General features: G+C 58.6%; 18 protein-coding genes. 8 read left to right on the top strand and 10 right to left on the bottom strand.

Annotated elements, in window-relative coordinates; genetic code table 11:
* Positions 1-148 precede the first annotated feature (148 nt).
* The 4 genes from JKA62_RS00895 to JKA62_RS00880 form a co-directional block, all read right to left on the bottom strand.
* On the bottom strand, positions 149-889 hold the full coding sequence (locus JKA62_RS00895) for a YciK family oxidoreductase (protein ID WP_201815742.1): 741 nt from the start codon (positions 887-889) through the stop codon (positions 149-151).
* Between the two features lie 80 nt (positions 890-969).
* Entirely contained in the window at positions 970-1,641 is a 672-nt protein-coding gene (mupP, locus tag JKA62_RS00890; protein ID WP_011335376.1) for an N-acetylmuramic acid 6-phosphate phosphatase MupP, read from the bottom strand.
* Between the two features lie 4 nt (positions 1,642-1,645).
* Positions 1,646-2,344 carry a bifunctional 2-polyprenyl-6-hydroxyphenol methylase/3-demethylubiquinol 3-O-methyltransferase UbiG gene (ubiG, locus tag JKA62_RS00885; RefSeq protein ID WP_007950906.1) on the bottom strand — a complete coding sequence of 233 codons (699 nt, stop codon included), beginning with the start codon at positions 2,342-2,344 and terminating at the stop codon, positions 1,646-1,648.
* Between the two features lie 57 nt (positions 2,345-2,401).
* Positions 2,402-3,736, bottom strand: a complete 1,335-nt coding sequence (locus tag JKA62_RS00880) for a TRZ/ATZ family hydrolase (protein ID WP_011335375.1) — start codon at positions 3,734-3,736, stop codon at positions 2,402-2,404.
* 108 nt (positions 3,737-3,844) lie between these two features.
* Between JKA62_RS00880 and mtnA the strand changes: the two genes are divergently transcribed.
* The 8 genes from mtnA (at position 3,845) to rpsA (ending at position 16,105) form a co-directional block, all read left to right on the top strand.
* Positions 3,845-4,921, top strand: a complete 1,077-nt coding sequence (gene mtnA, locus JKA62_RS00875; RefSeq protein ID WP_011335374.1) for an S-methyl-5-thioribose-1-phosphate isomerase — start codon at positions 3,845-3,847, stop codon at positions 4,919-4,921.
* A gap of 424 nt (positions 4,922-5,345) precedes the next feature.
* A complete protein-coding gene (gyrA, locus tag JKA62_RS00870) occupies positions 5,346-8,009 on the top strand; it encodes a DNA gyrase subunit A (protein WP_011335373.1) in 2,664 nt (887 codons plus the stop codon).
* A gap of 64 nt (positions 8,010-8,073) precedes the next feature.
* Positions 8,074-9,159, top strand: coding sequence for a 3-phosphoserine/phosphohydroxythreonine transaminase (gene serC, locus JKA62_RS00865; protein ID WP_041475390.1), 1,086 nt, complete (start codon positions 8,074-8,076; stop codon positions 9,157-9,159).
* Entirely contained in the window at positions 9,159-10,253 is a 1,095-nt protein-coding gene (gene pheA / locus JKA62_RS00860; RefSeq protein WP_007950913.1) for a prephenate dehydratase, read from the top strand. Before serC ends, pheA begins: the two co-directional genes overlap by 1 nt.
* Before the next feature lie 12 nt (positions 10,254-10,265).
* Positions 10,266-11,378, top strand: coding sequence for a histidinol-phosphate transaminase (gene hisC, locus JKA62_RS00855; RefSeq protein ID WP_007950914.1), 1,113 nt, complete (start codon positions 10,266-10,268; stop codon positions 11,376-11,378).
* A gap of 28 nt (positions 11,379-11,406) precedes the next feature.
* Positions 11,407-13,614, top strand: a complete 2,208-nt coding sequence (locus JKA62_RS00850) for a bifunctional prephenate dehydrogenase/3-phosphoshikimate 1-carboxyvinyltransferase (RefSeq protein ID WP_011335370.1) — start codon at positions 11,407-11,409, stop codon at positions 13,612-13,614.
* Positions 13,611-14,300 (top strand): (d)CMP kinase, encoded by a 690-nt coding sequence (gene cmk / locus JKA62_RS00845; protein WP_011335369.1) that lies wholly within the window; start codon positions 13,611-13,613, stop codon positions 14,298-14,300. The genes JKA62_RS00850 and cmk overlap by 4 nt, the downstream gene beginning before the upstream one ends.
* Positions 14,301-14,419: 119 nt before the next feature.
* A complete protein-coding gene (rpsA, locus tag JKA62_RS00840; protein WP_011335368.1) occupies positions 14,420-16,105 on the top strand; it encodes a 30S ribosomal protein S1 in 1,686 nt (561 codons plus the stop codon).
* Between the two features lie 118 nt (positions 16,106-16,223).
* On the opposite strand, the gene JKA62_RS00835 is transcribed toward rpsA, so the two are convergent.
* Genes JKA62_RS00835 through JKA62_RS00810 form a run of 6 tightly spaced genes read right to left on the bottom strand, consistent with a single transcriptional unit; the run spans position 16,224 to position 26,147 of the window.
* Entirely contained in the window at positions 16,224-17,234 is a 1,011-nt protein-coding gene (locus JKA62_RS00835; RefSeq protein WP_011335367.1) for an NAD-dependent epimerase, read from the bottom strand.
* An 11-nt stretch (positions 17,235-17,245) separates the two neighbouring features.
* Positions 17,246-18,595, bottom strand: coding sequence for a UDP-glucose dehydrogenase family protein (locus JKA62_RS00830; protein ID WP_011335366.1), 1,350 nt, complete (start codon positions 18,593-18,595; stop codon positions 17,246-17,248).
* A gap of 43 nt (positions 18,596-18,638) precedes the next feature.
* Positions 18,639-19,811, bottom strand: a complete 1,173-nt coding sequence (locus JKA62_RS00825; protein ID WP_181457891.1) for a glycosyltransferase — start codon at positions 19,809-19,811, stop codon at positions 18,639-18,641.
* A 44-nt stretch (positions 19,812-19,855) separates the two neighbouring features.
* A complete protein-coding gene (locus tag JKA62_RS00820; protein ID WP_011335364.1) occupies positions 19,856-21,892 on the bottom strand; it encodes a class I SAM-dependent methyltransferase in 2,037 nt (678 codons plus the stop codon).
* A complete protein-coding gene (locus tag JKA62_RS00815) occupies positions 21,889-25,119 on the bottom strand; it encodes a glycosyltransferase (RefSeq protein ID WP_011335363.1) in 3,231 nt (1,076 codons plus the stop codon). Before JKA62_RS00815 ends, JKA62_RS00820 begins: the two co-directional genes overlap by 4 nt.
* Entirely contained in the window at positions 25,116-26,147 is a 1,032-nt protein-coding gene (locus JKA62_RS00810; protein WP_011335362.1) for an acyltransferase family protein, read from the bottom strand. The genes JKA62_RS00815 and JKA62_RS00810 overlap by 4 nt, the downstream gene beginning before the upstream one ends.
* Between the last annotated feature and the right edge of the window lie 28 nt (positions 26,148-26,175).

Below are 26,175 nucleotides of genomic sequence, written 5' to 3'. Positions count from 1 at the left end.
CATATTTTATTAAAACCGTTTTGGATCAATGGCTTGAGATACTTTCGAAAGGAGGGGCGGTGGTTATTTGACTGAATTTGCCGCGTTCAGAGCGGCAATTGCATGCCGCGACGGTATTCCGCCACGGCAACAAATGCGACGTATGGCACTACTGGGCGTTGAAGGCCTGGCCATTGATACCGGTGCTGTCCGGGCCCATCAGGTACAGGTAGACCGGCATGATCTCTTCCGGTGTCGGGTTATTCAGCGGGTTTTCGCCCGGGTAAGCCTGCGCACGCATGCTGGTGCGAGTGGCGCCCGGATTGATGCTGTTGGAGCGTACCGGAGCGACGTTTTCGACTTCGTCGGCCAGTGTTTGCATCAGGCCTTCAGTGGCGAACTTCGATACGCCATAGGCGCCCCAGTAAGCACGACCCTTGCGCCCGACGCTGCTGGAGGTGAACACCACCGAGGCATCCTGCGAAAGTTTGAGCAGTGGCAACAGCGTGCTGGTGAGCATGAACATCGCGTTGACGTTGACCTGCATGACACGCATGAAGTTTTCACCGGACAACTGCTCGATCGGCGTGCGCGGGCCGATGATCGAGGCGTTGTGCAGCAGACCGTCGAGGTGGCCGAACTCGGTTTCGATCATCGCCGCCAGCTCATCGTATTGATGGGGCAGGGCGGTTTCGAGGTTGAACGGGATCACGGCGGGCTGTGGATGCCCGGCTGCTTCGATTTCGTCGTAGACTTCGGTCAGGTTGGCTTCGGTCTTGCCCAGCAGCAATACGGTCGCGCCGTGGGCGGCGTATGTCCTGGCGGCAGCCGCGCCGATGCCGCGCCCGGCACCGGTGACCAGAATGATCCGATCCTTGAGCAATTCGGGGCGAGCGGAGTAATCAAACATAAGAAACCTCTAATCCATTAACTTCTGATCGCTCCCGCGTCTTGCGCGGGAATGCAGCGATGGTCGCTTTGCAGCACCACTCAGCAACTGCACAGAGCGTTATCCAGCACCTTGCGCAACTCCAGCGGATGATCCACCACCACGTCCGCGCCCCAGTGCCGAGGGTTGTCGTCGGGGTGAATGTAGCCATAGGTCACGGCTGCGGTCCTGGTGCCGGCGTCACGGCCGGATTCGATATCGCGCAGATCATCGCCGATAAACAGCACGGTCGACGGATCCAGATCAAGCATCTTGCAGGCCAGCGTCAGCATCTCGGGATCCGGCTTGCTGTTCTTCACGTGATCCGGGCAGATCAGCAGGGCAGAGCGTTCGGCCAGCCCCAGTTGCCGCATGATTGGCTCGGCGAAGCGCAGCGGCTTGTTGGTGACCACGCCCCAGACCAGATTGGCCTTCTCGATGTCGGCCAGCAATTCGCCCATGCCGTCGAACAGCTTGCTGTGCACGGCGCAACCGACGAGATAGCGTTCGAGGAACTCAAGACGCAGTTCCTCGAAGCCCGGCGACTCCGGATCCATCGAGAACGTCACCGCGACCATGGCCCTGGCGCCGCCGGAGATTTCATCGCGGATGTGTTTGTCGTTCATCGGCGGCAAGCCACGATCCGCGCGCATCGCCTGGCAGATGGCGATAAAGTCCGGCGCGGTGTCGAGCAGAGTGCCGTCCATGTCGAAAAGGACTGCTCTGATGGCCATCGGCTTACTCCTCGCGCAGGGTCTGGATCATGTAGTTGACGTCAACGTCCGCCGCCAGCTTGTAGTGCTTGGTCAGCGGGTTGTAAGTCAGGCCGATGATGTCCTTGACGGTCAGGCCGGCCATACGGCTCCAGGCGCCGAGCTCGGACGGGCGGATGAATTTCTTGAAGTCGTGGGTGCCGCGCGGCAGCAGCTTCATGATGTATTCGGCGCCGACGATGGCGAACAGGTACGCCTTCGGATTGCGGTTGATGGTGGAGAAGAACACCTGGCCGCCGGGCTTGACCATGCGGAAGCAGGCACGGATCACCGAGGACGGGTCCGGCACGTGTTCGAGCATTTCCAGGCAGGTGACGACGTCGAACTGCTCGGGCATTTCTTCGGCCAGGGCTTCGGCGGTGATCTGGCGGTACTCGACGTTCACCCCGGATTCCAGTTGGTGCAGTTGCGCGACCGCCAGTGGCGCTTCGCCCATGTCGATACCGGTCACGGTCGCGCCGCGCTGGGCCATGGCTTCGCTGAGAATGCCGCCGCCGCAACCGACGTCGAGAACCTTTTTGCCGGCCAGATTTACGCGCTCGTCAATCCAGTTGACCCGCAGCGGGTTGATGTCGTGCAGCGGTTTGAACTCGCTTTCGCGGTCCCACCAGCGATGGGCCAGGGCTTCGAATTTGGCGATTTCGGCGTGGTCGACGTTGCTCATGATTCAATCCTCTAAAACTTGAAAAAGGCTGTAGCCCCGGAGTTTGCCCCGGGGTGTTTACGATTCGGTGTGGCCGCTGATGCGTCGGCCCCAGGCCCGGGCGGTTTCGCCGAGCTGTTGTTCGTCCAGTCGGGTCAGGCGGCGGTCGTCGAGCAACTGCTTGCCGGCGACCCACAGGTGTTTCACGCAGTCGCGACCGGTGGCGTATATAAGCTGCGAGACCGGGTCATAGACCGGTTGTTGCGCCAGACCGGACAAGTCGAAGGCGACAATGTCTGCGGCCTTGCCGAGCTCCAGCGAGCCGGTCTCGGCTTCGATTCCCAAGGCTCGCGCGCCATTGAGCGTGGCCATGCGCAGTGCCCGGTGGGCGTCCAGCGCGGTGGCCGAGCCGGCGACGGCTTTGGCCAGCAGGGCGGCGGTGCGGGTTTCGCCCAGCAGATCCAGGTCATTGTTGCTCGCGGCGCCATCGGTGCCGACCGCGACGTTGACCCCGGCCTGCCACAGGCGCTCCACCGGGCAGAAGCCGCTGGCCAGCTTCAGGTTCGACTCCGGGCAATGGATCACGCTGGTGTTGCTTTCTACCAGCAACGCCAGGTCGTCATCGCTGATCTGGGTCATGTGCACGGCCTGGAAGCGCGGGCCGAGCAGGCCGAGACGACCGAGGCGGGCCAGCGGGCGTTCGCCGTGCTGTTCGAGCGCTTGCTGCACTTCGAAAGCGGTTTCGTGGACGTGCATGTGGATCGAGGCGTCCAGTTCTTCGGCGATCACGCGGATTTTTTCCAGGTTCTCGTCGCCCACGGTGTAGGGTGCATGAGGGCCGAAGGTGATCTTGATGCGCTCGTGATGCTTCAGGTCGCCGAACAGTTCGACGCCCTGACGAATGGCTTCATCGGCGCTGGCGGCACCCGGAATCGGGAAGTCGAGGATCGGAATCGCGATCTGCGCACGGATTCCGCTGTTGTGCACGCGCTCGCTGGCAACCTTGGGGAAGAAGTACATGTCCGAGAAACAGGTGATGCCACCTTTTATCTGCTCGGCGATGGCCAGATCGGTGCCGTCACGCACAAAATCTTCATCGACCCATTTGCCCTCGGCCGGCCAGATGTGGTTTTCCAGCCAGGTCATCAGCGGCAAATCGTCGGCCAGACCACGGAACAGCGTCATCGCGGCGTGGCCGTGGGCGTTGATCAGGCCGGGGCTGAGCAGCACGTCCGGCAGATCGCGGACTTCGGCGGCGTTACACTTCAGCGCTTCGGCACGCGGGCCGATGAACACGATGCGCCCGTCGCGGATGCCCAGGCCGTGCTCCTTGAGCACAACGCCTGCGGGTTCGACGGGTACCAGCCAGGTCGGCAGCAATAATAAGTCGAGCGCAATGGCAGGTTTCGGCATCGAGGGTCGGTTCCAGTGCTTTTGTGAAGGATGGCGAAGTATACCCGAGCGTCTTCGCGGGGGGATCGCTATAATCGGCGGCTTTTGTTCATGAGTGCGGGGTGAGGGATGCGCGATCGACTGTTGGCTGCGGAGAAAGTAAAGGCCATCGATTGGCGTGATGGCGCGCTCCACCTGCTGGATCAGCGCGTTTTGCCGTTCGAGGAAAACTGGATCGCCTACACCAGCGCCGCCGGCGTGGCCGAAGCGATTCGTTCGATGGTGGTGCGCGGTGCGCCGGCCATCGGCATCAGTGCCGCCTACGGCATCGTACTGGCGGCCCGTGCCCGGATTGCCGAGGGGGGCGACTGGTATGCGGCGCTGGAAGAGGATTTCATGCTGCTGGCCGATTCCCGGCCGACAGCGGTCAACCTGTTCTGGGCGTTGAATCGCATGCATGACCGGCTGGACCGCTTGAAGGAAAACGCCGATCCGCTGGCGGCGCTGGAAGCCGAAGCCATCGCTATCCATGAAAGCGATCGTGAAGCCAACCTGACCATGGCCCAGCTCGGCGTCGACCTGATCCGCAAGCATCAGGGCAATGCCCAGGCGATTCTGACTCACTGCAACACCGGCGCCCTGGCCACTGGCGGTTTCGGCACGGCACTCGGGGTGATTCGCGCAGCGTTCATCGAGGGCATGGTCGAGCGTGTCTACGCCGACGAAACCCGGCCGTGGCTGCAAGGCTCGCGGCTGACCGCGTGGGAGCTGGCCAACGAAGGCATTCCGGTGACCCTGAACGCTGACTCCGCCGCTGCGCACATCATGAAAACCAAAGGGGTGACCTGGGTGATCGTCGGCGCCGACCGGATTACCGCCAACGGTGACGTGGCGAACAAGATCGGCACCTATCAACTGGCGGTCAACGCCATGCACCACGGCGTGCGTTTCATGGTGGTAGCACCGAGTTCGACCATCGACATGAATCTGGCCAGCGGTGATGACATCCCGATCGAAGAGCGCGACGGCGCCGAGTTGCTGGAGGTTGGCGGCAAGCGTGTCGGGGCTGACGTTGAGGCGTTCAACCCGGTGTTTGACGTGACCCCGGCGGATCTGATCGATGCGATCGTCACCGAAAAAGGCATCGTCGAGCGCCCGGACACCGCGAAAATGGCGCAGTTGATGTGCCGCAAGCGCTTGCATTGATTGGTTTGATGTCTACGTTGTCTTCTTCGCGAGCAGGCTCGCTCCCACAGGTTTTGTGATCGTTACAGAACCTTGTGAGAGTAAGCCTGCTCGCGAAGAGGCCTTGAAAGTCAATAAACATCCGCAATTTCGTCCCGAAATTTGCATTCAGGGAAGCTCTGAGCCTCTCTCGTCCCCGTTAAGCCTGTCATCGGTCATCTAACTATGCTCCATGCGCATCTGGGGGATAGGTGCGTGGCGGCTCTTGTGATAACATCCGGCGTTTTCCGAGGCAGTCCCACGGGGTTGTCTTCACTGCGCAAATCCAGGGTCAACTTGTCGATTTGTCGTAAGTCGGCGCATGGCACTCGGCCTGCATCGACGAGCTTCGTGCGTCCCCTATGGATATGGCGAAGTTTCACCAGAAAAAGGAATCAGGCTTCTCATGGGCGAACTGGCCAAAGAAATCCTCCCGGTCAATATCGAAGACGAGCTGAAACAGTCCTATCTCGACTACGCGATGAGCGTGATCGTCGGCCGTGCACTGCCGGATGCGCGCGATGGCTTGAAGCCCGTGCACCGTCGCGTGCTGTTCGCGATGAGCGAGCTGGGCAACGACTTTAACAAGCCGTACAAGAAATCTGCCCGTGTCGTCGGTGACGTGATCGGTAAGTATCACCCGCACGGTGATACCGCGGTGTACGACACCATCGTCCGCATGGCGCAGCCTTTCTCCCTGCGTTACCTGCTGGTCGACGGCCAGGGCAACTTCGGTTCGGTGGACGGCGACAATGCCGCGGCCATGCGATACACCGAAGTGCGCATGACCAAGCTGGCGCACGAGCTGCTGGCCGACCTGCACAAGGAAACCGTGGACTGGGTGCCGAACTACGACGGCACCGAACTGATCCCGGCGGTCATGCCGACCCGCGTACCGAACCTGCTGGTCAACGGTTCCAGCGGTATCGCCGTGGGCATGGCGACCAACATTCCGCCGCACAACCTTGGTGAAGTCATCGACGGTTGCCTGGCCCTCATCGACAACCCCGAGCTGACCGTCGATGAGCTGATGCAATACATTCCCGGTCCGGACTTCCCGACTGCCGCGATCATCAACGGTCGCGCTGGCATCATCGAAGCCTACCGCACCGGCCGTGGCCGCATTTACATGCGCGCCCGCTCGATCATCGAAGACATCGACAAGGTCGGTGGCCGTCAGCAGATCGTCATCACCGAACTCCCTTACCAGCTGAACAAGGCGCGTCTGATCGAGAAGATCGCCGAGCTGGTAAAAGAGAAGAAACTCGAAGGCATCACCGAACTGCGCGACGAGTCCGACAAGGACGGTATGCGCGTCGTGATCGAACTGCGTCGCGGCGAAGTGCCTGAGGTGATCCTCAACAACCTCTACGCCCAGACCCAGCTGCAATCGGTATTCGGCATCAACATCGTTGCGCTGATCGACGGCCGTCCGCGGATCCTGAACCTCAAGGACCTGCTGGAAGCCTTCGTCCGTCACCGTCGCGAAGTGGTTACCCGCCGTACCGTGTTCGAACTGCGCAAGGCGCGCGAGCGTGGTCACATCCTCGAAGGTCAGGCCGTTGCCCTGTCGAACATCGACCCGGTCATCGCTCTGATCAAGGCTTCGCCGACGCCGTCGGAAGCCAAGGAAGCGCTGGTCAGCACGCCGTGGGAATCCACTGCCGTGGTCGCGATGGTGGAGCGTGCCGGTGCCGATTCTTGCCGTCCCGAAAACCTCGATCCGCAATACGGTCTGCGCGACGGCAAGTACTTCCTGTCGCCAGAGCAGGCGCAAGCCATTCTGGAACTGCGTCTGCACCGCCTGACCGGTCTGGAACACGAAAAGCTGCTGGCCGAGTATCAAGAGATCCTCAATCAGATCGGCGAGCTGATCCGCATCCTCAACAGCGCCGTGCGCCTGATGGAAGTGATCCGCGAAGAGCTGGAAGTGATCCGCGCCGAATACGGCGACGTGCGCCGCACCGAGATCCTCGATGCCCGTCTCGACCTGACCCTGGGCGACATGATCCCGGAAGAAGAGCGCGTCGTGACCATTTCCCACGGCGGTTATGCCAAGACCCAGCCGCTGGCGGCTTACCAGGCCCAGCGTCGTGGCGGTAAAGGCAAATCGGCTACCGGCGTGAAGGATGAGGACTACATCGCTCACCTGCTGGTCGCCAACAGCCATACCACGCTGCTGCTGTTCTCCAGCAAGGGCAAGGTGTACTGGCTGAAAACCTACGAAATTCCGGAGGCGTCCCGCGCCGCCCGTGGTCGTCCGCTGGTCAACCTGCTGCCGCTGGATGACGGTGAATACATCACCACCATGCTGCCGGTCGAGGAATACACCGAAGGTCACTACATCTTCATGGCCACCGCCAACGGCACCGTGAAGAAGACCCCGCTGGAATCCTTCAGCCGTCAGCGCAGCGTCGGTCTGATCGCGCTGGAACTGGACGAAGGCGACGTGCTGATTTCTGCCGCCATCACCGATGGCGAGCGTGAAGTGATGCTGTTCTCCGACGGCGGCAAAGTGACCCGCTTCAAGGAATCCGACGTGCGTGCCATGGGCCGTACCGCCCGCGGTGTGCGCGGCATGCGTCTGCCGGAAGGGCAGAAGTTGATTTCGATGCTGATCCCGGAAGAAGGCAGCCAGATCCTCACCGCTTCCGAGCGTGGTTATGGCAAGCGTACCGCGATCACCGAGTTCCCTGAGTACAAGCGTGGCGGCCAGGGCGTGATCGCCATGGTCAGCAACGAGCGTAACGGCCGTCTGGTCGGTGCGGTCCAGGTGCTCGACGGCGAGGAGATCATGCTGATTTCCGACCAGGGCACGCTGGTGCGTACCCGTGTCGACGAAGTCTCCAGTCTGGGTCGTAATACCCAGGGCGTGACCCTGATCAAACTGGCCAAGGATGAAACCCTGGTCGGTCTGGAGCGGGTTCAGGAGCCGTCGGAAGTCGAGGGTGAAGAGCTTGAAGGTGAAGAAGGTGTCGAACTGGAAGATGGCGTGATCGGCGCCGAGCCGGACGATGCGGTCGACAACCTGCAGGCGGACGCCGCAGACGAAGAAGAGTCGCAAGACTAACCAAATCGTAGCAGGGCAGAGTGTTTGCTCTGTCCGCTACCGTGATTGCATAGCGAGAGTGGATGTGAGCAAACGAGCCTTTAACTTCTGCGCAGGTCCCGCTGCGCTGCCTGAAGCTGTCCTGTTGCGTGCCCAGTCCGAGATGCTCGACTGGCACGGCAAGGGTCTGTCGGTCATGGAAATGAGCCATCGCAGTGATGACTACGTGGCCATCGCCGAGAAGGCCGAACAAGACCTGCGCGACCTGCTGTCCATCCCCTCCAATTACAAAGTGCTGTTCCTGCAGGGCGGTGCGAGCCAACAGTTCGCCGAGATTCCGCTGAACCTGCTGCCTGAGAACGGCACTGCCGACTATGTCGAAACCGGCATCTGGTCGAAGAAAGCCATCGAGGAAGCGCGTCGCTTCGGCAACATCAACGTTGCTGCCAGCGCCAAGCCTTATGACTACCTGGCCATCCCTGGCCAGAACGAGTGGAAGCTGACCCCGGGTGCGGCCTATCTGCACTACGCATCCAACGAAACCATCGGCGGCCTGCAGTTCGACTGGGTTCCCGAGGCCGGTGACGTTCCGCTGGTGGTCGACATGTCCTCCGATATCCTCTCGCGTCCGATCGATGTGTCGCAGTACGGCCTGATCTACGCCGGCGCGCAAAAGAACATCGGCCCGAGCGGTCTGGTGGTAGTGATCGTCCGTGAAGACCTGCTGGGCCGCGCCCGCAGTTCGTGCCCGACCATGCTCGACTACAAGATCTCGGCCGATAACGGTTCGATGTACAACACCCCGGCCACCTATTCCTGGTACCTCTCGGGTCTCGTCTTCGAATGGCTCAAGGAGCAGGGCGGCGTCGCCGCGATGGAGCAGCGCAACAAGGCGAAGAAAGATCGCCTGTACGCCTTCATCGACAACAGCGACTTCTATACCAACCCGATCAGCGTCAACGCCCGTTCGTGGATGAACGTGCCGTTCCGCCTGGCTGACGAGCGTCTGGACAAGGCGTTCCTGGCCGGCGCCGACGCCCGTGGCCTGCTCAACCTCAAGGGTCATCGTTCGGTCGGCGGCATGCGTGCCTCGATCTACAACGCCCTGGGTCTGGACGCCGTCGAAGCGCTGGTCGGCTACATGGCTGAATTCGAGAAGGAGCATTCCTGATGTCCGAGCAGGAGCTCAAGGCGCTGCGCGTTCGCATCGATAACCTGGATGAGAAGATCCTCCAGCTGATCAGCGATCGCGCGCGCTGCGCCGAAGAAGTTGCCCGGGTCAAGATGGCCAGTCTGGCCGAAGGCGAGCAGCCCGTGTTCTATCGTCCCGAGCGTGAGGCGCAGGTCCTTAAGCGCGTGATGGAGCGCAACAAGGGACCACTGGGCAACGAAGAGATGGCGCGCTTGTTCCGCGAAATCATGTCTTCGTGCCTGGCCCTCGAGAACCCGCTGAAAGTGGCTTATCTCGGTCCGGAAGGCACCTTCACCCAGGCGGCGGCCATGAAGCACTTCGGTCACGCGGTGATCAGCAAGCCGATGGCGGCGATCGACGAAGTGTTCCGTGAAGTGGCGGCCGGTGCGGTGAACTTTGGCGTGGTGCCGGTGGAGAACTCCACCGAAGGCGCGGTCAACCACACCCTCGACAGCTTCCTCGAGCACGACATGGTGATCTGCGGCGAAGTCGAGCTGCGCATTCACCACCACCTGCTGGTCGGTGAAAACACCAAGACCGACAGCATCAGCCGTATCTATTCCCACGCCCAGTCGCTGGCCCAGTGCCGCAAATGGCTGGACGCCCATTATCCGAATGTCGAGCGCGTGGCGGTTTCCAGCAACGCCGAGGCGGCCAAGCGGGTCAAGGGCGAATGGAACTCGGCGGCGATCGCCGGTGACATGGCGGCCGGGCTCTATGGCCTGACCCGTCTGGCCGAGAAGATCGAGGATCGCCCGGACAACTCCACGCGCTTCCTGATGATCGGTAATCAGGAAGTGCCGCCGACCGGCGATGACAAGACTTCGATCATCGTGTCCATGAGCAACAAGCCCGGCGCTCTCCACGAGCTGCTGGTGCCGTTCCATGACAACGGGATCGACCTGACCCGGATCGAAACCCGTCCGTCGCGCAGCGGCAAATGGACCTACGTGTTTTTCATCGACTTCGTGGGCCATCACCGTGATCCGCTGATCAAGGGTGTACTGGAAAAGATCAGTCAGGAAGCAGTAGCACTCAAGGTGCTGGGTTCCTACCCGAAAGCAGTTCTTTAAGGGGTGGTAGCAATGAGTGGCAACTTCCTCGCTCTGGCACAGCCGGGCGTGCAGCAACTTTCGCCATACGTGCCGGGCAAGCCTGTGGACGAACTGGCCCGCGAACTGGACCTGGATCCGGCAAGCATCGTCAAGCTGGCGAGCAACGAAAACCCGTTGGGCGCCAGCCCGAAAGCGCTGGCCGCGATCCGCGAGGCGCTGGATGAGCTGACCCGTTATCCGGACGGCAACGGCTTTGCCCTGAAATCCCTGCTGGCCGAGCAGTGCCGTGTCGAGCTGAACCAAGTGACTTTGGGCAACGGTTCCAACGACATTCTTGAACTGGTGGCGCGCGCCTATCTGGCGCCGGGCCTGAATGCGGTGTTCAGCGAGCACGCGTTCGCGGTTTACCCGATCGCGACCCAGGCGGTCGGTGCGCAGGCCAAAGTCGTTCCGGCCAAGGATTGGGGGCATGACCTGCCGGCGATGCTGGCGGCCATCGATGCGAACACCCGTGTCGTGTTCATCGCCAACCCGAACAACCCGACCGGCACCTGGTTCGGCGCCGAAGCGCTGGACGAGTTTCTGCAGGACGTGCCGGAGCATGTGCTGGTAGTGCTGGACGAGGCCTACATCGAATACGCCGAAGGCAGCGATCTGCCGGACGGTCTGGATTTCCTCGCGGCTTATCCGAACCTGCTGGTCTCGCGCACGTTCTCCAAGGCCTACGGTCTGGCGGCGCTGCGCGTCGGTTACGGCCTGTCCACCCCGGTGGTGGCGGACGTGCTGAACCGTGTACGCCAGCCGTTCAACGTCAACAGCCTGGCCCTGGCCGCGGCGTGTGCGGCGTTGAAAGACGAGGAATATCTGGCGCAGAGCCGCCAGCTCAACGAATCCGGCATGCAACAGCTGGAGGCGGGTTTTCGCGAGCTGGGTCTGAGCTGGATTCCGTCCAAGGGCAACTTTATCTGCGTCGACCTTGGTCAGGTGGCGGCTCCGGTGTTCCAGGGCCTGCTGCGTGAAGGCGTGATTGTGCGTCCGGTGGCCAACTACGGCATGCCGAACCATCTGCGGGTGACCATCGGTCTGCCGGCGGAAAACAGCCGCTTCCTCGAAGCGCTGCGCAAGGTTCTGGCTCGTGGGTGATGTCACTGCGCTGCAATCTGCTGCACCTATGATCGGGCGCCTGGTGGTGGTTGGTCTGGGGTTGATCGGTGGTTCGTTTGCCAAAGGCTTGCGTGAAAGCGGCGTCTGTCGCGAAGTGGTCGGGGTCGATCTCGACCCGCAATCGCGCAAGCTGGCGGTCGAGTTGGGCGTGGTGGATCGTTGCGAAGACGACCTGGTGGCGGCTTGCCGGGGCGCGGACGTGATCCAGTTGGCGGTGCCGATCCTGGCCATGGAAAAAGTGCTGGCCCGTCTGGCCGGCATGGATCTGGGGCAGGCGATCCTGACGGATGTCGGCAGCGCCAAGGGCAATGTGGTGCGTGCGGCGACCGAAGCGTTCGGCGGCATGCCGGCGCGTTTCGTGCCGGGCCATCCGATTGCCGGCTCCGAGCAGAGCGGGGTGGAAGCTTCCAACTCAGAGCTGTTCCGTCGTCATAAAGTGATTCTGACCCCGTTGGAGCAGACCGATCCGGCCGCCCTGGCCGTGGTCGATCGCTTGTGGCGTGAGCTGGGCGCCGACGTCGAGCACATGCAGGTCGAACGTCACGATGAAGTGCTGGCCGCGACCAGTCATCTGCCGCACCTGCTGGCCTTCGGTCTGGTCGATTCACTGGCCAAGCGCAATGAAAACCTTGAGATCTTCCGTTACGCTGCGGGCGGTTTCCGTGATTTCACAAGAATCGCCGGAAGCGACCCGGTCATGTGGCATGACATCTTTCTCGCCAACCGCGAGGCTGTCCTGCGCACACTCGATACATTTCGCAGCGACCTCGACGCCTTGCGCGACGCGGTCGATGCAGGGGATGGGCACCAATTGTTGGGCGTCTTCACGCGCGCCCGGGTTGCCCGCGAGCATTTCAGTAAAATCCTGGCCCGCAGGGCCTATGTGGACGCTATGAATTCCAACGATCTGATTTTCCTGGCTCAACCTGGTGGCCGCCTGTCCGGTCGGATTCGCGTACCGGGTGACAAATCGATTTCCCACCGTTCGATCATGCTCGGTTCCCTGGCTGAAGGCGTCACCGAAGTCGAAGGCTTCCTCGAGGGCGAAGACGCCCTGGCGACCTTGCAGGCGTTCCGCGACATGGGCGTGGTCATCGAAGGCCCGCATCACGGCCGCGTGACCATCCACGGTGTCGGCCTGCATGGCCTGAAGCCTGCGCCGGGCCCGATCTATCTGGGCAACTCCGGCACTTCGATGCGCCTGCTGTCCGGCCTGCTGGCCGCGCAGGATTTCGACAGCACCCTAACCGGTGACGCTTCGTTGTCCAAGCGCCCGATGAATCGCGTCGCCAACCCGCTGCGGGAAATGGGCGCCGTGATCGAAACCGCTGCCGAGGGTCGTCCACCGATGACCATTCGTGGCGGTCACAAGCTTAAAGGCCTGACCTACACCATGCCGATGGCCAGTGCTCAGGTTAAATCCTGCCTGCTGCTGGCGGGTCTGTACGCCGAAGGCAAGACCACCGTGACCGAGCCGGCACCGACCCGTGATCACACCGAGCGTATGCTGCGCGGCTTTGGCTATCCGGTGAGCGTCAACGGTGCCACGGCATCGGTTGAGTCTGGTGGCAAGCTGACCGCGACCCACATCGAAGTGCCTGGCGACATCTCGTCGTCGGCGTTCTTCCTGGTGGCCGCATCGATCGCTGAAGGCTCGGAGCTGGTGCTCGAGCACGTCGGCATCAACCCGACCCGCACCGGCGTGATCGACATCCTGCGTCTGATGGGCGCCGACATCACTCTGGAAAACCAGCGTGAAGTGGGTGGCGAGCCGGTTGCCGACCTGCGTGTGCGAGCAGCTAAACTCAAGGGTATCGAGATTCCGGAAGCGCTGGTTCCACTGGCCATCGACGAATTCCCGGTGCTGTTCGTGGCCGCGGCCTGTGCTGAAGGGCGCACCGTGCTGACCGGCGCCGAAGAGCTGCGGGTCAAGGAGTCTGACCGTATCCAGGTCATGGCGGACGGTCTGCTGGCGCTGGGCGTCAAGTGCGAACCGACCCCGGACGGCATCATCATCGACGGCGGCCAGATCGGCGGCGGCGAAGTGCATGGTCATGGCGATCACCGTATCGCGATGGCTTTCAGCGTGGCCTCGCTGCGCGCCACGGCACCGATCCGCATCCATGACTGCGCCAACGTCGCGACATCGTTCCCGAACTTCCTGGCGCTCTGCGCGCAGGTCGGCATTCGTGTGGCGCAAGAGGCTCAGTCGTGAACAACATTGCACCGGTCATCACCATCGACGGGCCAAGCGGCTCGGGCAAAGGCACCGTAGCCGGGATTCTGGCCAAGCGTCTTGGCTGGAACCTGCTGGACTCCGGTGCGTTGTATCGCCTGCTGGCGTTCGCGGCGCACAACCATGGTGTCGACCTGACCAATGAAGAGTTGCTGAAGAAACTGGCCGCTCATCTGGATGTGCAGTTCATCGCGGCGACCGACGGTCAGTTGCAACGCATCATTCTGGAAGGTGACGAAGTCAGCGATGTCATCCGCACTGAAAGCGTCGGTTCCGGCGCTTCTCAGGTGGCGGCATTGCCGGCTGTACGCGAAGCGCTGTTGCAGCGCCAGCGTGCTTTTCAGGAAGCCCCTGGCCTGGTGGCCGATGGTCGCGACATGGGTACGGTAGTATTTCCGAATGCCCCCCTGAAGATTTTCCTGACCGCCAGTGCCGAGGAGAGGGCGCGCCGTCGATATTTGCAGTTGAAGGGCAAAGTCGAGGGTGTTAGTCTGTCGAGTCTGCTAGATGAGATCCGTGCGCGCGACGAGCGTGATACCCAGCGAGCGGTGGCCCCGCTCAAGCCGGCGGCTGACGCCATACAGCTGGATTCCACGGAGTTGTCCATCGATCAGGTGCTTGAACGCATCATGAGCGAGATCGCCATTCGCGATATCGCCGGGTGACCAAGAAGGCCGCAGGGGACCAGTCATAGTCCTGTGGCGCTTCTTTTAAATGAAACTAACCCACATTGTCTGGGATGTGGAGATGGGCGTATTTTTCGCCCTAATCAACAGGAATTAAAATGAGCGAAAGCTTTGCGGAACTCTTTGAAGAAAGCCTAAAGACCCTGAACCTTCAGGCAGGCTCCATCATCACCGGTGTTATCGTTGATATCGATTACCAGGCTCGCTGGGTAACCGTTCACGCTGGCCTGAAGTCCGAAGCACTGATCCCTCTGGAGCAGTTCTACAACGACGCTGGCGAACTGAACATCAACGTCGGTGACGAAGTTCACGTTGCTCTGGACTCGGTTGAAGACGGTTTCGGTGAAACCAAGCTGTCCCGTGAAAAAGCCAAGCGCGCTGAATGCTGGATCGTTCTGGAAGCAGCCTTCGCAGCTGAGGAAGTGGTCAAGGGCGTTATCAACGGTAAGGTTAAAGGCGGCTTCACTGTCGACGTTAACGGCATCCGTGCGTTCCTGCCAGGTTCCCTGGTTGACGTCCGTCCAGTGCGCGACACCACGCACCTGGAAGGCAAAGAGCTGGAATTCAAGGTCATCAAACTGGACCAGAAGCGCAACAACGTTGTCGTTTCCCGTCGCAGCGTCCTGGAAGCCGAGAACTCCGCCGAGCGTGAAGCTCTGCTGGAATCCCTGCAGGAAGGCCAGCAAGTCAAAGGTATCGTCAAAAACCTCACCGATTACGGCGCATTCGTCGATCTGGGTGGCGTGGACGGCCTGCTGCACATCACCGACATGGCCTGGAAGCGCATCAAGCATCCTTCCGAGATCGTCAACGTTGGTGACGAAATCGACGTCAAGGTTCTGAAATACGATCGCGAACGCAACCGTGTTTCCCTGGGCCTGAAGCAACTGGGCGAAGATCCATGGGTTGCTATCAAAGCCCGTTACCCAGAAGGCACTCGCGTTACCGCTCGTGTAACCAACCTGACCGACTACGGCTGCTTCGCTGAGCTGGAAGAAGGCGTTGAAGGTCTGGTACACGTTTCGGAAATGGACTGGACCAACAAGAACATCCACCCTTCGAAAGTCGTACAAGTCGGCGACGAAGTGGAAGTCATGGTTCTGGACATCGACGAAGAGCGTCGTCGTATCTCCCTGGGCATCAAGCAGTGCAAGTCGAACCCATGGGAAGACTTCTCTGGCCAGTTCAACAAGGGCGACAAGATCTCCGGTACCATCAAGTCGATCACCGATTTCGGTATCTTCATTGGTCTGGACGGCGGCATCGACGGTCTGGTTCACCTGTCCGATATCTCCTGGAACGAAGTGGGCGAAGAAGCCGTACGTCGTTTCAAGAAGGGCGACGAGCTGGACACCGTTATCCTGTCGGTTGACCCGGAGCGCGAGCGTATCTCCCTGGGTATCAAGCAACTGGAAAGCGATCCGTTCTCCGAGTACGTCTCGGTTAACGACAAAGGCGCAATCGTTAAGGGCACTGTGAAAGAAGTTGACGCCAAAGGCGCCATCATCGTTCTGGCCGACGATATCGAAGCGACTCTGAAAGCCTCCGAAATCAGCCGTGACCGCGTTGAAGACGCGCGCAACGCTCTGAAAGAAGGCCAGGAAGTAGAAGCCAAGATCATCAGCGTTGATCGTAAGAGCCGTCAGATCAGCCTCTCCATCAAGTCGAAAGACGACGCTGAAGAGAAAGAAGCCATCCAGAGCCTGAAAGCAGCTCCGGAAGGTGAAGCAGCTGACACCACCATGGCGGCACTGCTGCGTCAAGCAATGGCCAAACAGAACTGAGTTCTGTCTGATCATTAAAAAGGGCGACTTCGGTCGCCCTTTTTTGTGCCTGGAATTCGACAAAAAAAACGCCGGATCACAATATCCGGCGTCTTTTGATGGCTGAACGATAAGAGCATCAGCTGATGTTGTAGAAGTCCTTGTACCAGTTCACAAAGCGCTGTATCCCGCTTTCAATCGGCGTGTCGGGTGCATACCCGGTATCGATCTTCAACTGCTCGACATCGGCATAGGTGTGTTCGACATCGCCCGGCTGCAACGGCAGAAGCTCTTTATGAGTGGTTTTGCCGAGCGCTTGTTCGATGTGCTTGATGTAGTCCAGCAATTCGACCGGTTGACTGTTGCCAATGTTGTAAAGCCTCCAGGGCGCCGCACTGGAGGCCGGATCCGGCTTGAGTCCTGACCATTGAGCGTTCGGTGCAGCCACATGGTCCAGGACCCGTATGACGCCGTCGACGATGTCGTCGATGTACGTGAAGTCTCGGCGATGCTTTCCGTAATTGAAAACCTTCAGCGGTTTGCCTTCAAGGATTGCCCGCACGAACAGGAACGGCGACATGTCCGGCCGGCCCCAAGGGCCGTAGACCGTGAAAAAGCGCAATCCGGTAGTCGGCAACCGATAGAGATGACTGTACGAGTGCGCCATCAGTTCGTTGGCTTTCTTCGTGGCGGCATACAGCGAGACGGGATGGTCAACGTTGTCTTGCACGGCGAAGGGCATGCTCTCGTTAGCGCCATACACTGAACTGGACGAGGCATATACCAAGTGTTTGACGTGAGTTTGTCGACAGCCCTCGAGAACGTTCAAGAAGCCTGTAAGGTTGCTGTCTGCATACGCGTGAGGATTCTCCAGCGAGTACCGCACGCCGGCTTGCGCCGCGAGATGGACAACTTTTTCAAAGCCTTCTGTCTCGAACAGTTCCGCCATCGCAGTCCGGTCGCCGATATCCATGCGGATAAACCGGAAGCCCTCCTGCGGCGTCAATTGCGCGAGGCGAGCATCCTTGAGAGCCACTTCGTAATAGTCGTTCAGATTATCGATGCCAACGACTTCATCGCCGCGGGCAAGCAGCGCCTGGCTGACATGAAAGCCGATGAAACCGGCTGCGCCAGTCACGAGTATCTTCATGGGACAGCTCCTTAAGGTTGCAGAACGGGCATGAGCGAGTCAGCACGACCGATTGCGTAGTACATGAACCCTGCCTCCTTGGCCGCGGCAGGGTCAAACAGGTTACGCCCGTCGACCAGTACCGGGTAATTAAGGCAGGTTTTCAGCTTCTTGAAGTCGACAGTGCGAAATTGTTTCCATTCTGTGCAAATTACCAGGGCATCGGCGCCTTCCAGTGCCATTTCACGATTGGCTGTCAGTTGCAGATCGTCGCGTGCTCCGTAAATGCGCGTGGCCTCGCTCATGGCGGCCGGGTCGAATGCCTGGACTTTTCCACCTGCCGCCCAGATTGCTTCGATCAGATTGCGACTGGGCGCTGCGCGCATGTCGTCAGTGTTGGGTTTGAAAGACAAGCCCCAGACAGCGATGGTCTTGTTCTTCAGGTCGTGATCGAAGGCGAGGGACAGCTTCTCGAACATCACGTTCTTCTGGCGGTTGTTGACGGCCTCGACGGCGTTCAACAGTTGCGCCTCATAGCCGATTTCCTGAGCCGTGCGGGCGAGCGCCTGAACGTCTTTCGGGAAGCATGAGCCGCCGTATCCACAACCGGGGTAAATGAACTGGAAACCGATACGTGGATCGGAGCCGATACCCAGCCGGACCTGTTCGATATCGGCCCCCAGCCGCTCTGCCATCTGTGCGATTTCGTTCATGAAGCTGATCTTGGTCGCCAGCATCGCATTGGCCGCATACTTCGTCAGTTCGGCGGCGCGCACATCCATGAAAATCAATTTGTCGTGGTTGCGGCTATAAGGTGCGTAGCACTCGCGCATGATTGCTTTGACCGTTTCGGATTCGGTCCCGACGATAATACGGGCACCTTTGGCAAAGTCCTCGATGGCCGAGCCTTCCTTGAGAAACTCGGGATTGGAACAGACATCGAAGTCGAGCCCGGCGTCTCTGGCCTGCAGGATCGCGTCGACGGTCCGGCTGACTTTGTCGGCAGTGCCTACCGGAACCGTCGACTTGTTCACGATCACTTTGTGCTCGGTCATGTACTCGCCGATGGTGCGAGCGACGGCCAGCACATGCTGCAGGTCGGCAGAACCATCCTCGTTGGGCGGGGTGCCCACCGCGATCATTTGCAATTGGCCAAAGTCCACGGCTTGCCTGGCGTCGGTTGTGAAGTGCAGGCGGCCCTCGCGTTGGTTCTGTGCCACCAGTGCGTCCAGTCCCGGTTCGTAGATCGGGATGATGCCTTGCTTCAAGCTCTCGATTTTCGCGTTATCGACATCGACACACATCACGTCATGTCCAACATCTGCAAGGCAAGCGCCCGTGACGAGTCCGACATACCCGGTGCCGAAAACTGTAACTCGCATAATTTACATCCTGATAAATTCGGGGCCGCTATCAAGGGGCTGATTAAAGAGAATCACTGCGTGAGAAGGCGAATTTGATCCGATTGATCAGTTTGTGTACCAGCAAACGTATTCCGCCTTGGGAATACACGGTTGCTGCGCGTACCCAAAGCGATTCGAATCGAAGAAAGCGCGTCATGACGTAGGATCTGAGTCGGTTGGTTCGCAACGGACTGATCTTGCGGCGTTTCATGTGCTGATGAACTTGAGCGAAGTGCTCGGACCATATGGTCGCCACGTGGGCGACCGAGTGTTTTTTGAAAACATCGTCGTAGGCTTTTGCTGCGATGCGTTCTCGCAGCGTCTTGTCTTCAATCAACCGACTGATCGCCGAATACCACGCGTCGGAGGTATTGGGCGAAAGAACCCCGGTTTCACCCTGGACGATTGATCGTTGATAGGGCGGCATGTCCGAATAGACACCGGGCAGGCCGCATGCCGAGTATTCCCTGTACTTGTTATTGGTCTTGCAGCGATTCGATGCATTGTCGATGAGCGGCGCGAGGCCTATCGACCATTGGCGCTCCTGCTTGAAATGCAGGAAGCCCGCATAGTCCGCAGTGTGGGGGAAGCAGCGAATACGATCGTTGAGCTCAAGATCGTTTGGGGCAGCACCGATAAACTCGAAAACGACCTGCGGGTAGGCTTGAAGAAGAGGGGATATGACAGGCTTGATAATATCCAGATCGTCAGCCCTCGAAGGGCTGCCGGCAAAACCTATTCGCAGTTCATCAAGCTCGATCTTTCGGGTGGGCTGCAACAAGGAAAAATCGAAGAACGAAGGCAATATTTCGATCTTTTCATTGAACTGAAATAAAAACTCCGCAAGCAAGTCAGAATTCGTCAGTACTCTGTGAGCGCTTGAAACGGCCATTTCCAGTGTGTGCCGAATCAATGGGTGCTGGTAATACTTGGCGATCGGTGAGTCGCCTTCGATTTTCCAGAAGTTGTCATCGATGTAGTAAATGTAAGGATGATTGGCGTTCTGCAGTTTCTCTATCCACAGTCGCAGGGAAGGATCGCCGCTGCGCACGAACAGTGGAATAGTGGTTTTGCGAATATCCGCTATCGTCAGTTCGGACAGAAACTTCTTCCGGTAGACAACACCATAGGATCGACAGGCGGACAGCATGTGCTCAATTAAATGAGTCGTTGCTATCTCGCCTTCGATAACCATCAGGATATCTATTTTTCCCTTCATCAAGCTGCGACCTTTGACCATTACTGGAGAGCAGCAAACGGGAAGTATTTGGTGCGCTTTTTCATGATGGAATACTGGCTGACTTCGTAAAGGGCAACCGGTACATCGGAGTCCCTGACGAAGACACGCAGATACCAATTGGCGTCCAGGGTGGCCGCTGTCGGAAGTTCGAATCGAGTCGGCACCTCGGGATCGATGTCGGCGAGAGGTAGAACGACATGGGCAACAACTTCGTCATTGCTGGAGACGATCTCTACGCCCAGCAGGCCGAGTTGCCCGCGCATCAACGGTCGAACCGCGAGCAATACGCCGCCCAGGTTCTCCTGACGAAGTGGCATCAGGTATTCGCGATAGGGAACGTTGCGCAAGTCATCGCCAAGTGTCAGCACGGGCCGAGAGGTCTTGAGCAGGTGTTTCTCAGTAAAGCTTCTGAGCGGCGTGAAGGCCGGGGAAATCGAATTCCACAGCGAGCTTTTACTCTTGTACAGCGACACCAGTTGCAGGGAACGCGAGGAGCGATACTCCCGGACTTCCGATTGAAGACTGTCAATGACCTGCAATGCTTCGTGGCGCGATTGACTGGCCTGGCTCTTTGCAGTGCTGAGAGCCAGGTTCAGATGTTGCACTTCCTGGGCGAGAGGCGATTGAGTCAGTGCTGCTTTCTTCGTCGCCTGCTGGGCGTTGATTACGTCCTGCTGGAGGCGATGCTGTTCGATGTTCCAGGTTTCTTCCTTGGCGCGATACCAGTCGATGATGCCGTTGGCTGCAACGAGTTCGGCTTTGACCAGAGCAACTTTGGCATTGGCAATGGCCGACACTTCCAGGCGGGAGCGCAGCTCCTTGTTTTCCTGCGTCTGATCCAGCAGGGCCTGATGAGCCGCCGAGGTATTGGACTGGGCTTCTGCCAGGCGTTCATGCAGTTCATTGACGAGCAGCAAGGCGTCGACATTGTCGCTTTCAAGTTTGGCGTTCTGTTCGCTCAGGCGGTTTATCTGTTCGCTCAGTTGTTCCTGTTCCAGTTGAGACTTCATCAACCGGGTCTTGCCTTCGTGGATCTGAGCCGAGAGGGCTTCAGCCTTTTCATAGGCACTCATCACCTGCAACCGCAACTGGTGGTTGTCCGCCCGGGCTTCATGCAGCAGACGGTCAGTCAGTGCACGGTCCTCGGTCAGCTCATTGATGCGCCGCTCCAGCAGCGTATCGGTGGTAATCGCCGAGGCCGCCGCAGCGGCTTGTGCTGCCAGTGCCTGAGCAGCTGCGGCTGCTGTCGATTGTTCCGCCGCCGCGGCTTGTGCCGCGTTTGTCGCTTGTGCCAGTTCGGTTTTCAGGCCCTCGATTCGCTGACGAAGAGCGGCTTCCGACTGAGTGAACTTCTGGATGATTTCGTTTTGCTCGTGCATCTTGAGGTGCCTGATGTAATGAGGTTCATAAGGTTTGAATGCGCTGACGTGATCTTCGTAGCTGACGCCAGGCGAGCATTCATCACCTTTCCAAACGATCAACTGGTACATGATCTGGTCACATACGTTGAAGCGCTCGTTACGAAACTTTCTCTTTTGCTCGAGCGGTAGATGCAGGTACTCGGGGAAGTAGAAGAACTCCATGTTGATCAGTCGAATATCGAGACCGGGATTGGAGTTGTCTGACTTTGAAAGTCCCCAGGGGCGCTTTACCGGATCCGCATAGTCCGCTTCATCCACCGGTGTTTCCGTGTGGTCAGTCCAGAAGCGAGGCGTGTGCTCGTTGAAAATCGTGATGTGGTAAGGGTTGGCGATATTCAGTTTCTGTTCGTTATAGGGGGCGATAATGCATACCTGTGCCCCATGCTTACAGACGCGATAGATTTCGCGCATGGTGAACATCAGATCCCGGGCGTGTTCCAGGAAGTGCGACGAGAACAACATATCGACCGAATCATCTTGCAGCGGAATGCCAAGATCGATATCGGCCAGCATATCGACTTCCGGCATCGGGAATCGATCGATGCCGAAAAATCCTTCCTGTTTGCGTTTCCCGCAACCCAGGTCAACGTTCACCACTTCATTCTCTAATGTCATTTATCCAGCGCTCTGCTTAATTGGCTGATCTGACTGCGGGTGGTGTTCAGAGTTGCAAGCAGCATCTGTTCATACGAAGACGCCGAGGTCCTGGACGAGTTGTCGCCGGGCTTTTGTGCAGCTTTGCGGTGCCGGGCGAACTCCTCGAATGCCTGGTTGTACAGATCCACCAGTTCGGAGCGGACGTAGGTCGGGCGGGCAAGGAATTTCATGGATCGCTGCGCACGATCGATGATTTCCAGACGCTGCAATTGTGACAACCGGATGTACTGCGATACTGCCGCTGCCATGGCCTCTGGACTGTCGTCCTGGGCGAGGAAGCCGCTGTAGCGATGTTTGATGATTTCCCCTACGCCGCCGACAATTGTTGAAACAACGGGTATACCCATGGCCATTGCCTGCAACATGGTTTGAGGCATGGACTCATCGGTAGCCGATATCAACAACAAGTCGCACTTATCATAAAACGGTTTTGGATCATCGATAAAACCATGAATGATGAATTTATCTTTATATTGGCTGGCTTCAATTAATGAAGTGCACTCGGCCAGGTATTGATTGTGAAACACCGTGTAGCCGATCAGGTCCAGCGAAACATCGAAGCCGGCATCGTTGAGCAGGATTGCCGCCTGAATTGCGCCGAGTTGGTTCTTTCGCGGCTGCAGCGTGCCGGAGACAAGAATTCGCAAGGCATTGCCGCTCTTGGCTGCACGGGCGCGATTGGTAGCGAAACTGGCGAAGTAATCGTCGGCGACCGGGCAGACGATACGCCGGGCCGGACTTTTCGACAGGCTCGACCATTTGAAGCCATGAGTCAGCGAGGAGCAGTGGATCGAGTCGGCAAAGTGAACGATGGAGTTGCCGGCGCCCTCATAAAACTGGTGGACACTGGCGCTGCAGGGAATGCCCAGTTGTTTGGCCAGCAGGCTCATGGTCGGTGACCATGTCGCAAAGTGCAGGAAGCCGACTCTTTCCGGCTCGAGGCAATTGGACAGATGCCTTGCTGCCGCCTCATCCTGCGGCTGAAACGGACGCTGCGGTTGCGGACTGTCGATATACCCCGAAGGCCATTGCTCTTCGAGCAGGCACGCCCCATTCGTTGCGGCGTCCCAGCGCGCCTTGAAGATCGGGCCGTAGGTGGCATCCTGCGGAACGATGCCGACAACGCGGAAACCCAGCGAAGCCACGAGGCTGGCGTGGCGGATCAGGTGCAGCGTGGCGCCGCCCAGCGCTGTTTCGTGGAAGGCATAGGCAATGGCTTTGTCACCCAGTCTGGAATGCAGGCGAACGGCTTCGCAGCTGGCAAGGAAGTCGTAGAACTGCGATTCGGTGGTATAGCGCGAAAGCACCAGTTCCCGGGCGTTTTCCAGCATCTGGTCACGCTTTTGCTGGCCCATTTCGTAGCAATGATTCAGCGCCTGTTCCCAGGCCTCGACCGTGTTTTCGACCTTCACACAACAGGCATCTGGAATGTCGGAGTAGGGTACGGCATCGGTGAAGATGCCGATGGCGCCGGCGGCGACTGATTCCAGCAATTTGACCGGGCTTTTGCTGCGCGCGGCGCGGGTGCTGAAGTCCAGGGGAACCAGTGCGATGTCGAAGCTGGTTTCGCTCAGGTCGCGAATATAGCTTTCGTAGACGTGAGTGAACGGTTTGAAGAAGACCGGACATTCCAGTGTGCCGAATTTCTCCGGATCCAGACCCCAGAAGTGAAACTCTACCGAATTGGCGTGGGCGCTGGCGAAGTTCGCAAGTGCTTGCCAGAGCTCGCGCAGAATATCCTCGCGCACGGCACCGGACATGATTGCAACTTTCAGACGCTTGCCGCGGCTATAGGTGCGTTTTTGCACGAACCGGGCATGAATGTTGGTATTGAGCCGAACTGTTTTACTGTTGAGCTCGCGCAGGTCTTCATTGATTGCATCGCTGTAACCGATGCAGGTGTCGACCGACTGGATCTGTTGCGCGATGTTCTGATAGGTCGGTGTGCCAGGCGCAAGAAAGCTGTGTTGGGGACCGACTTCATGGAAGTGCAGCATGTTGTCGTCCATCAAGTAGGCCAAAGGCATATTGCCTTTCTGGTTCTTGACGAACTGGCTGCCGGCAACGCCGACAGTGCGATAGAGCACGGTCACATCCACGCCCGCCAGATCGATGACCGGCAGGTCGTTTTCCTTGACGAAAGTGCTGGTGATCGCCCGCTGTTCTGCCAGTTGCGTGAAGTTGTGGATCGTGACATCCACCGATGTCGAATAATCCGGTTTCACGGTCAACAAGTGCAGCTTGCGTCCTCGAGCGGCCGCTGCGACCGCCATTTCGGAGTCGCTGCAGTAATCATTGAACTTGGTCAGGAACGGCGCGGCTTCCATGCGCCGGTATTCAATGATTTCCGCATCGGTGAACGTATCGGCAAATTGCGACAGATCGATGACGTCGTAGTCGTTGATTTTTGCAGGGGTCAGCAAATGATCGCGTGGTATCGCCAGGCTCTTTCTGTACCGCGCGAAGAACAATGGAATTTCCTTGCCCAGCGAGTCGACCAGGTTGGCCCGTACATGCGACGTCACTTCGTCGACCCAGATAAAGTCGGCGTGTTTGGCGAATCGCAACCACAGATCATAGTCCGAGTAACGGCGCATCATGACGTGCGAGTCATACATGCCTGCGATATCAAACAGGGACTTGTGGTGCATGACCGTGTTGTTGGCAATGTAGTTGCCGTTCATCAACAGGCCATAGTTGAACGGTCCGCCCAGCTTGCGGGTAGTGATCGACCCGTCGGCGAGAGCGATGTCGACGCTGGCGTTGGCATAGGCCACTGCAGGTCTGGTGCACTTTTCCAGCTGCTCGACACGCACTTGCAGGCTGTGCTCGGTCCACATGTCGTCGTCGAACTGGTAGGCAATGTATTTGCCTTTCGCCCGCAGTGCCGCCTGGTTGACGCGCAAGGCCGGCAGGCCGCTGTTCTTGTGGTACGAATGAACAATGATGCGCGGATCTTTCTTCAGGTATTCCTGCAGGACGGCCGCAGAGCCGTCCCGTGAACCGTCGTCGACAATGATCAGTTCAAAGTTTCGGTAACTTTGTGCCAATACACTGTCGATGGATTCCTGCAGCGGCCCGTGGCCGCGGGAATAGGTCGGGAGAATCACCGTGACCTTCGGTTTCGACGGTGCCTTGGAACTGGCATGAATCTTCAGGTCAGAGGAGAAATCACTAAATTTCATGGCTGCTCCAGGGGCTGGTTCTGATGAAGCGAGCTTTGGCGGGTCAGAAGTTTATCTACGGCCGGGCGAATTTTGGTCTGATAGAGCCAGTACTCGAACTTGCCGAACAGAAAGGCTGCCGGCAATGCAATCGCGGTCATGATCGCAATCGAGGTGTAGAGATCCACACCGTGAGGTTTGAGGGCCAGGAACAGGCAAAAGATCACCGGCATGTGCATCAGGTAGATGCCGTAGGAGTAGTCGCCCAGTTTGATGAGAAATGCTGGAAGTGCGGGCAGTCTGATCAGTGCCAGGATAGCGATGGCGCCCATTGTGCAGATGATGGCGGTATAGCGCTGTTCAGGAAAATACACCGCCTCCAATGCCATGACGAAGAGAGCGGCATAGGCAATCCCGTTTGTCGGCTGGAAAAGCAGGCGCGACAGGAAGAAACCGACGATGAAGTAAATGTTCAGCGTCGAAATAACGATTTCACTCAATGTCGGCATGGCGACACTGGTCTTGATGCCTGCATTGGCAAACCCAAGGATGACCAGCAACCAGGCAAACATGGCAATGTTCAACAGTTGTGGTCTGGCCTTGAAGGCAATCATCGCCAGGAACACCAGTGCGTAGAAAAATACTTCGTAGATCAATGTCCAGTATGGGATCTGGAACGTCCCGTTCAGCGAGCCGACCGGAATCAGCAGCATCGAAAGTGTGCCGCTGTTCAAAACAGGACGGTAACTGGAGAAAACAAGGAAAATCAGCGAGGCAACAATGACGGCAATGAAAAAGGCCGGGTAGATGCGCGCGAGTCGGTGCGCAGCGAACAGGCTTGGTTTCTTGTCTGTCTGCAAGGCGATGACGAAGCCGGAAATGATGAAAAATACGAAGACACCGATCGATCCGAAGCTCAGTCGCAAGAAGCCTTGCAGGGAATCGTTATTGATTTGTCCGGAGAAGTACACCGCGTGTTGAATGAAAACCAGCAGTGCAGCAAGCCACCGCAGGGCTTGAATGTTCTTTAAGTTATAGGGGGTCGTCATGTTGGCTCGCTATCCTAGCTGTAAGTCT

Source organism: Pseudomonas sp. B7, from assembly GCF_016735645.1.
In the GTDB taxonomy this organism is placed as follows: domain Bacteria; phylum Pseudomonadota; class Gammaproteobacteria; order Pseudomonadales; family Pseudomonadaceae; genus Aquipseudomonas; species Aquipseudomonas glycinae.
This window is presented reverse-complemented; position numbering and strand designations above follow the sequence as displayed.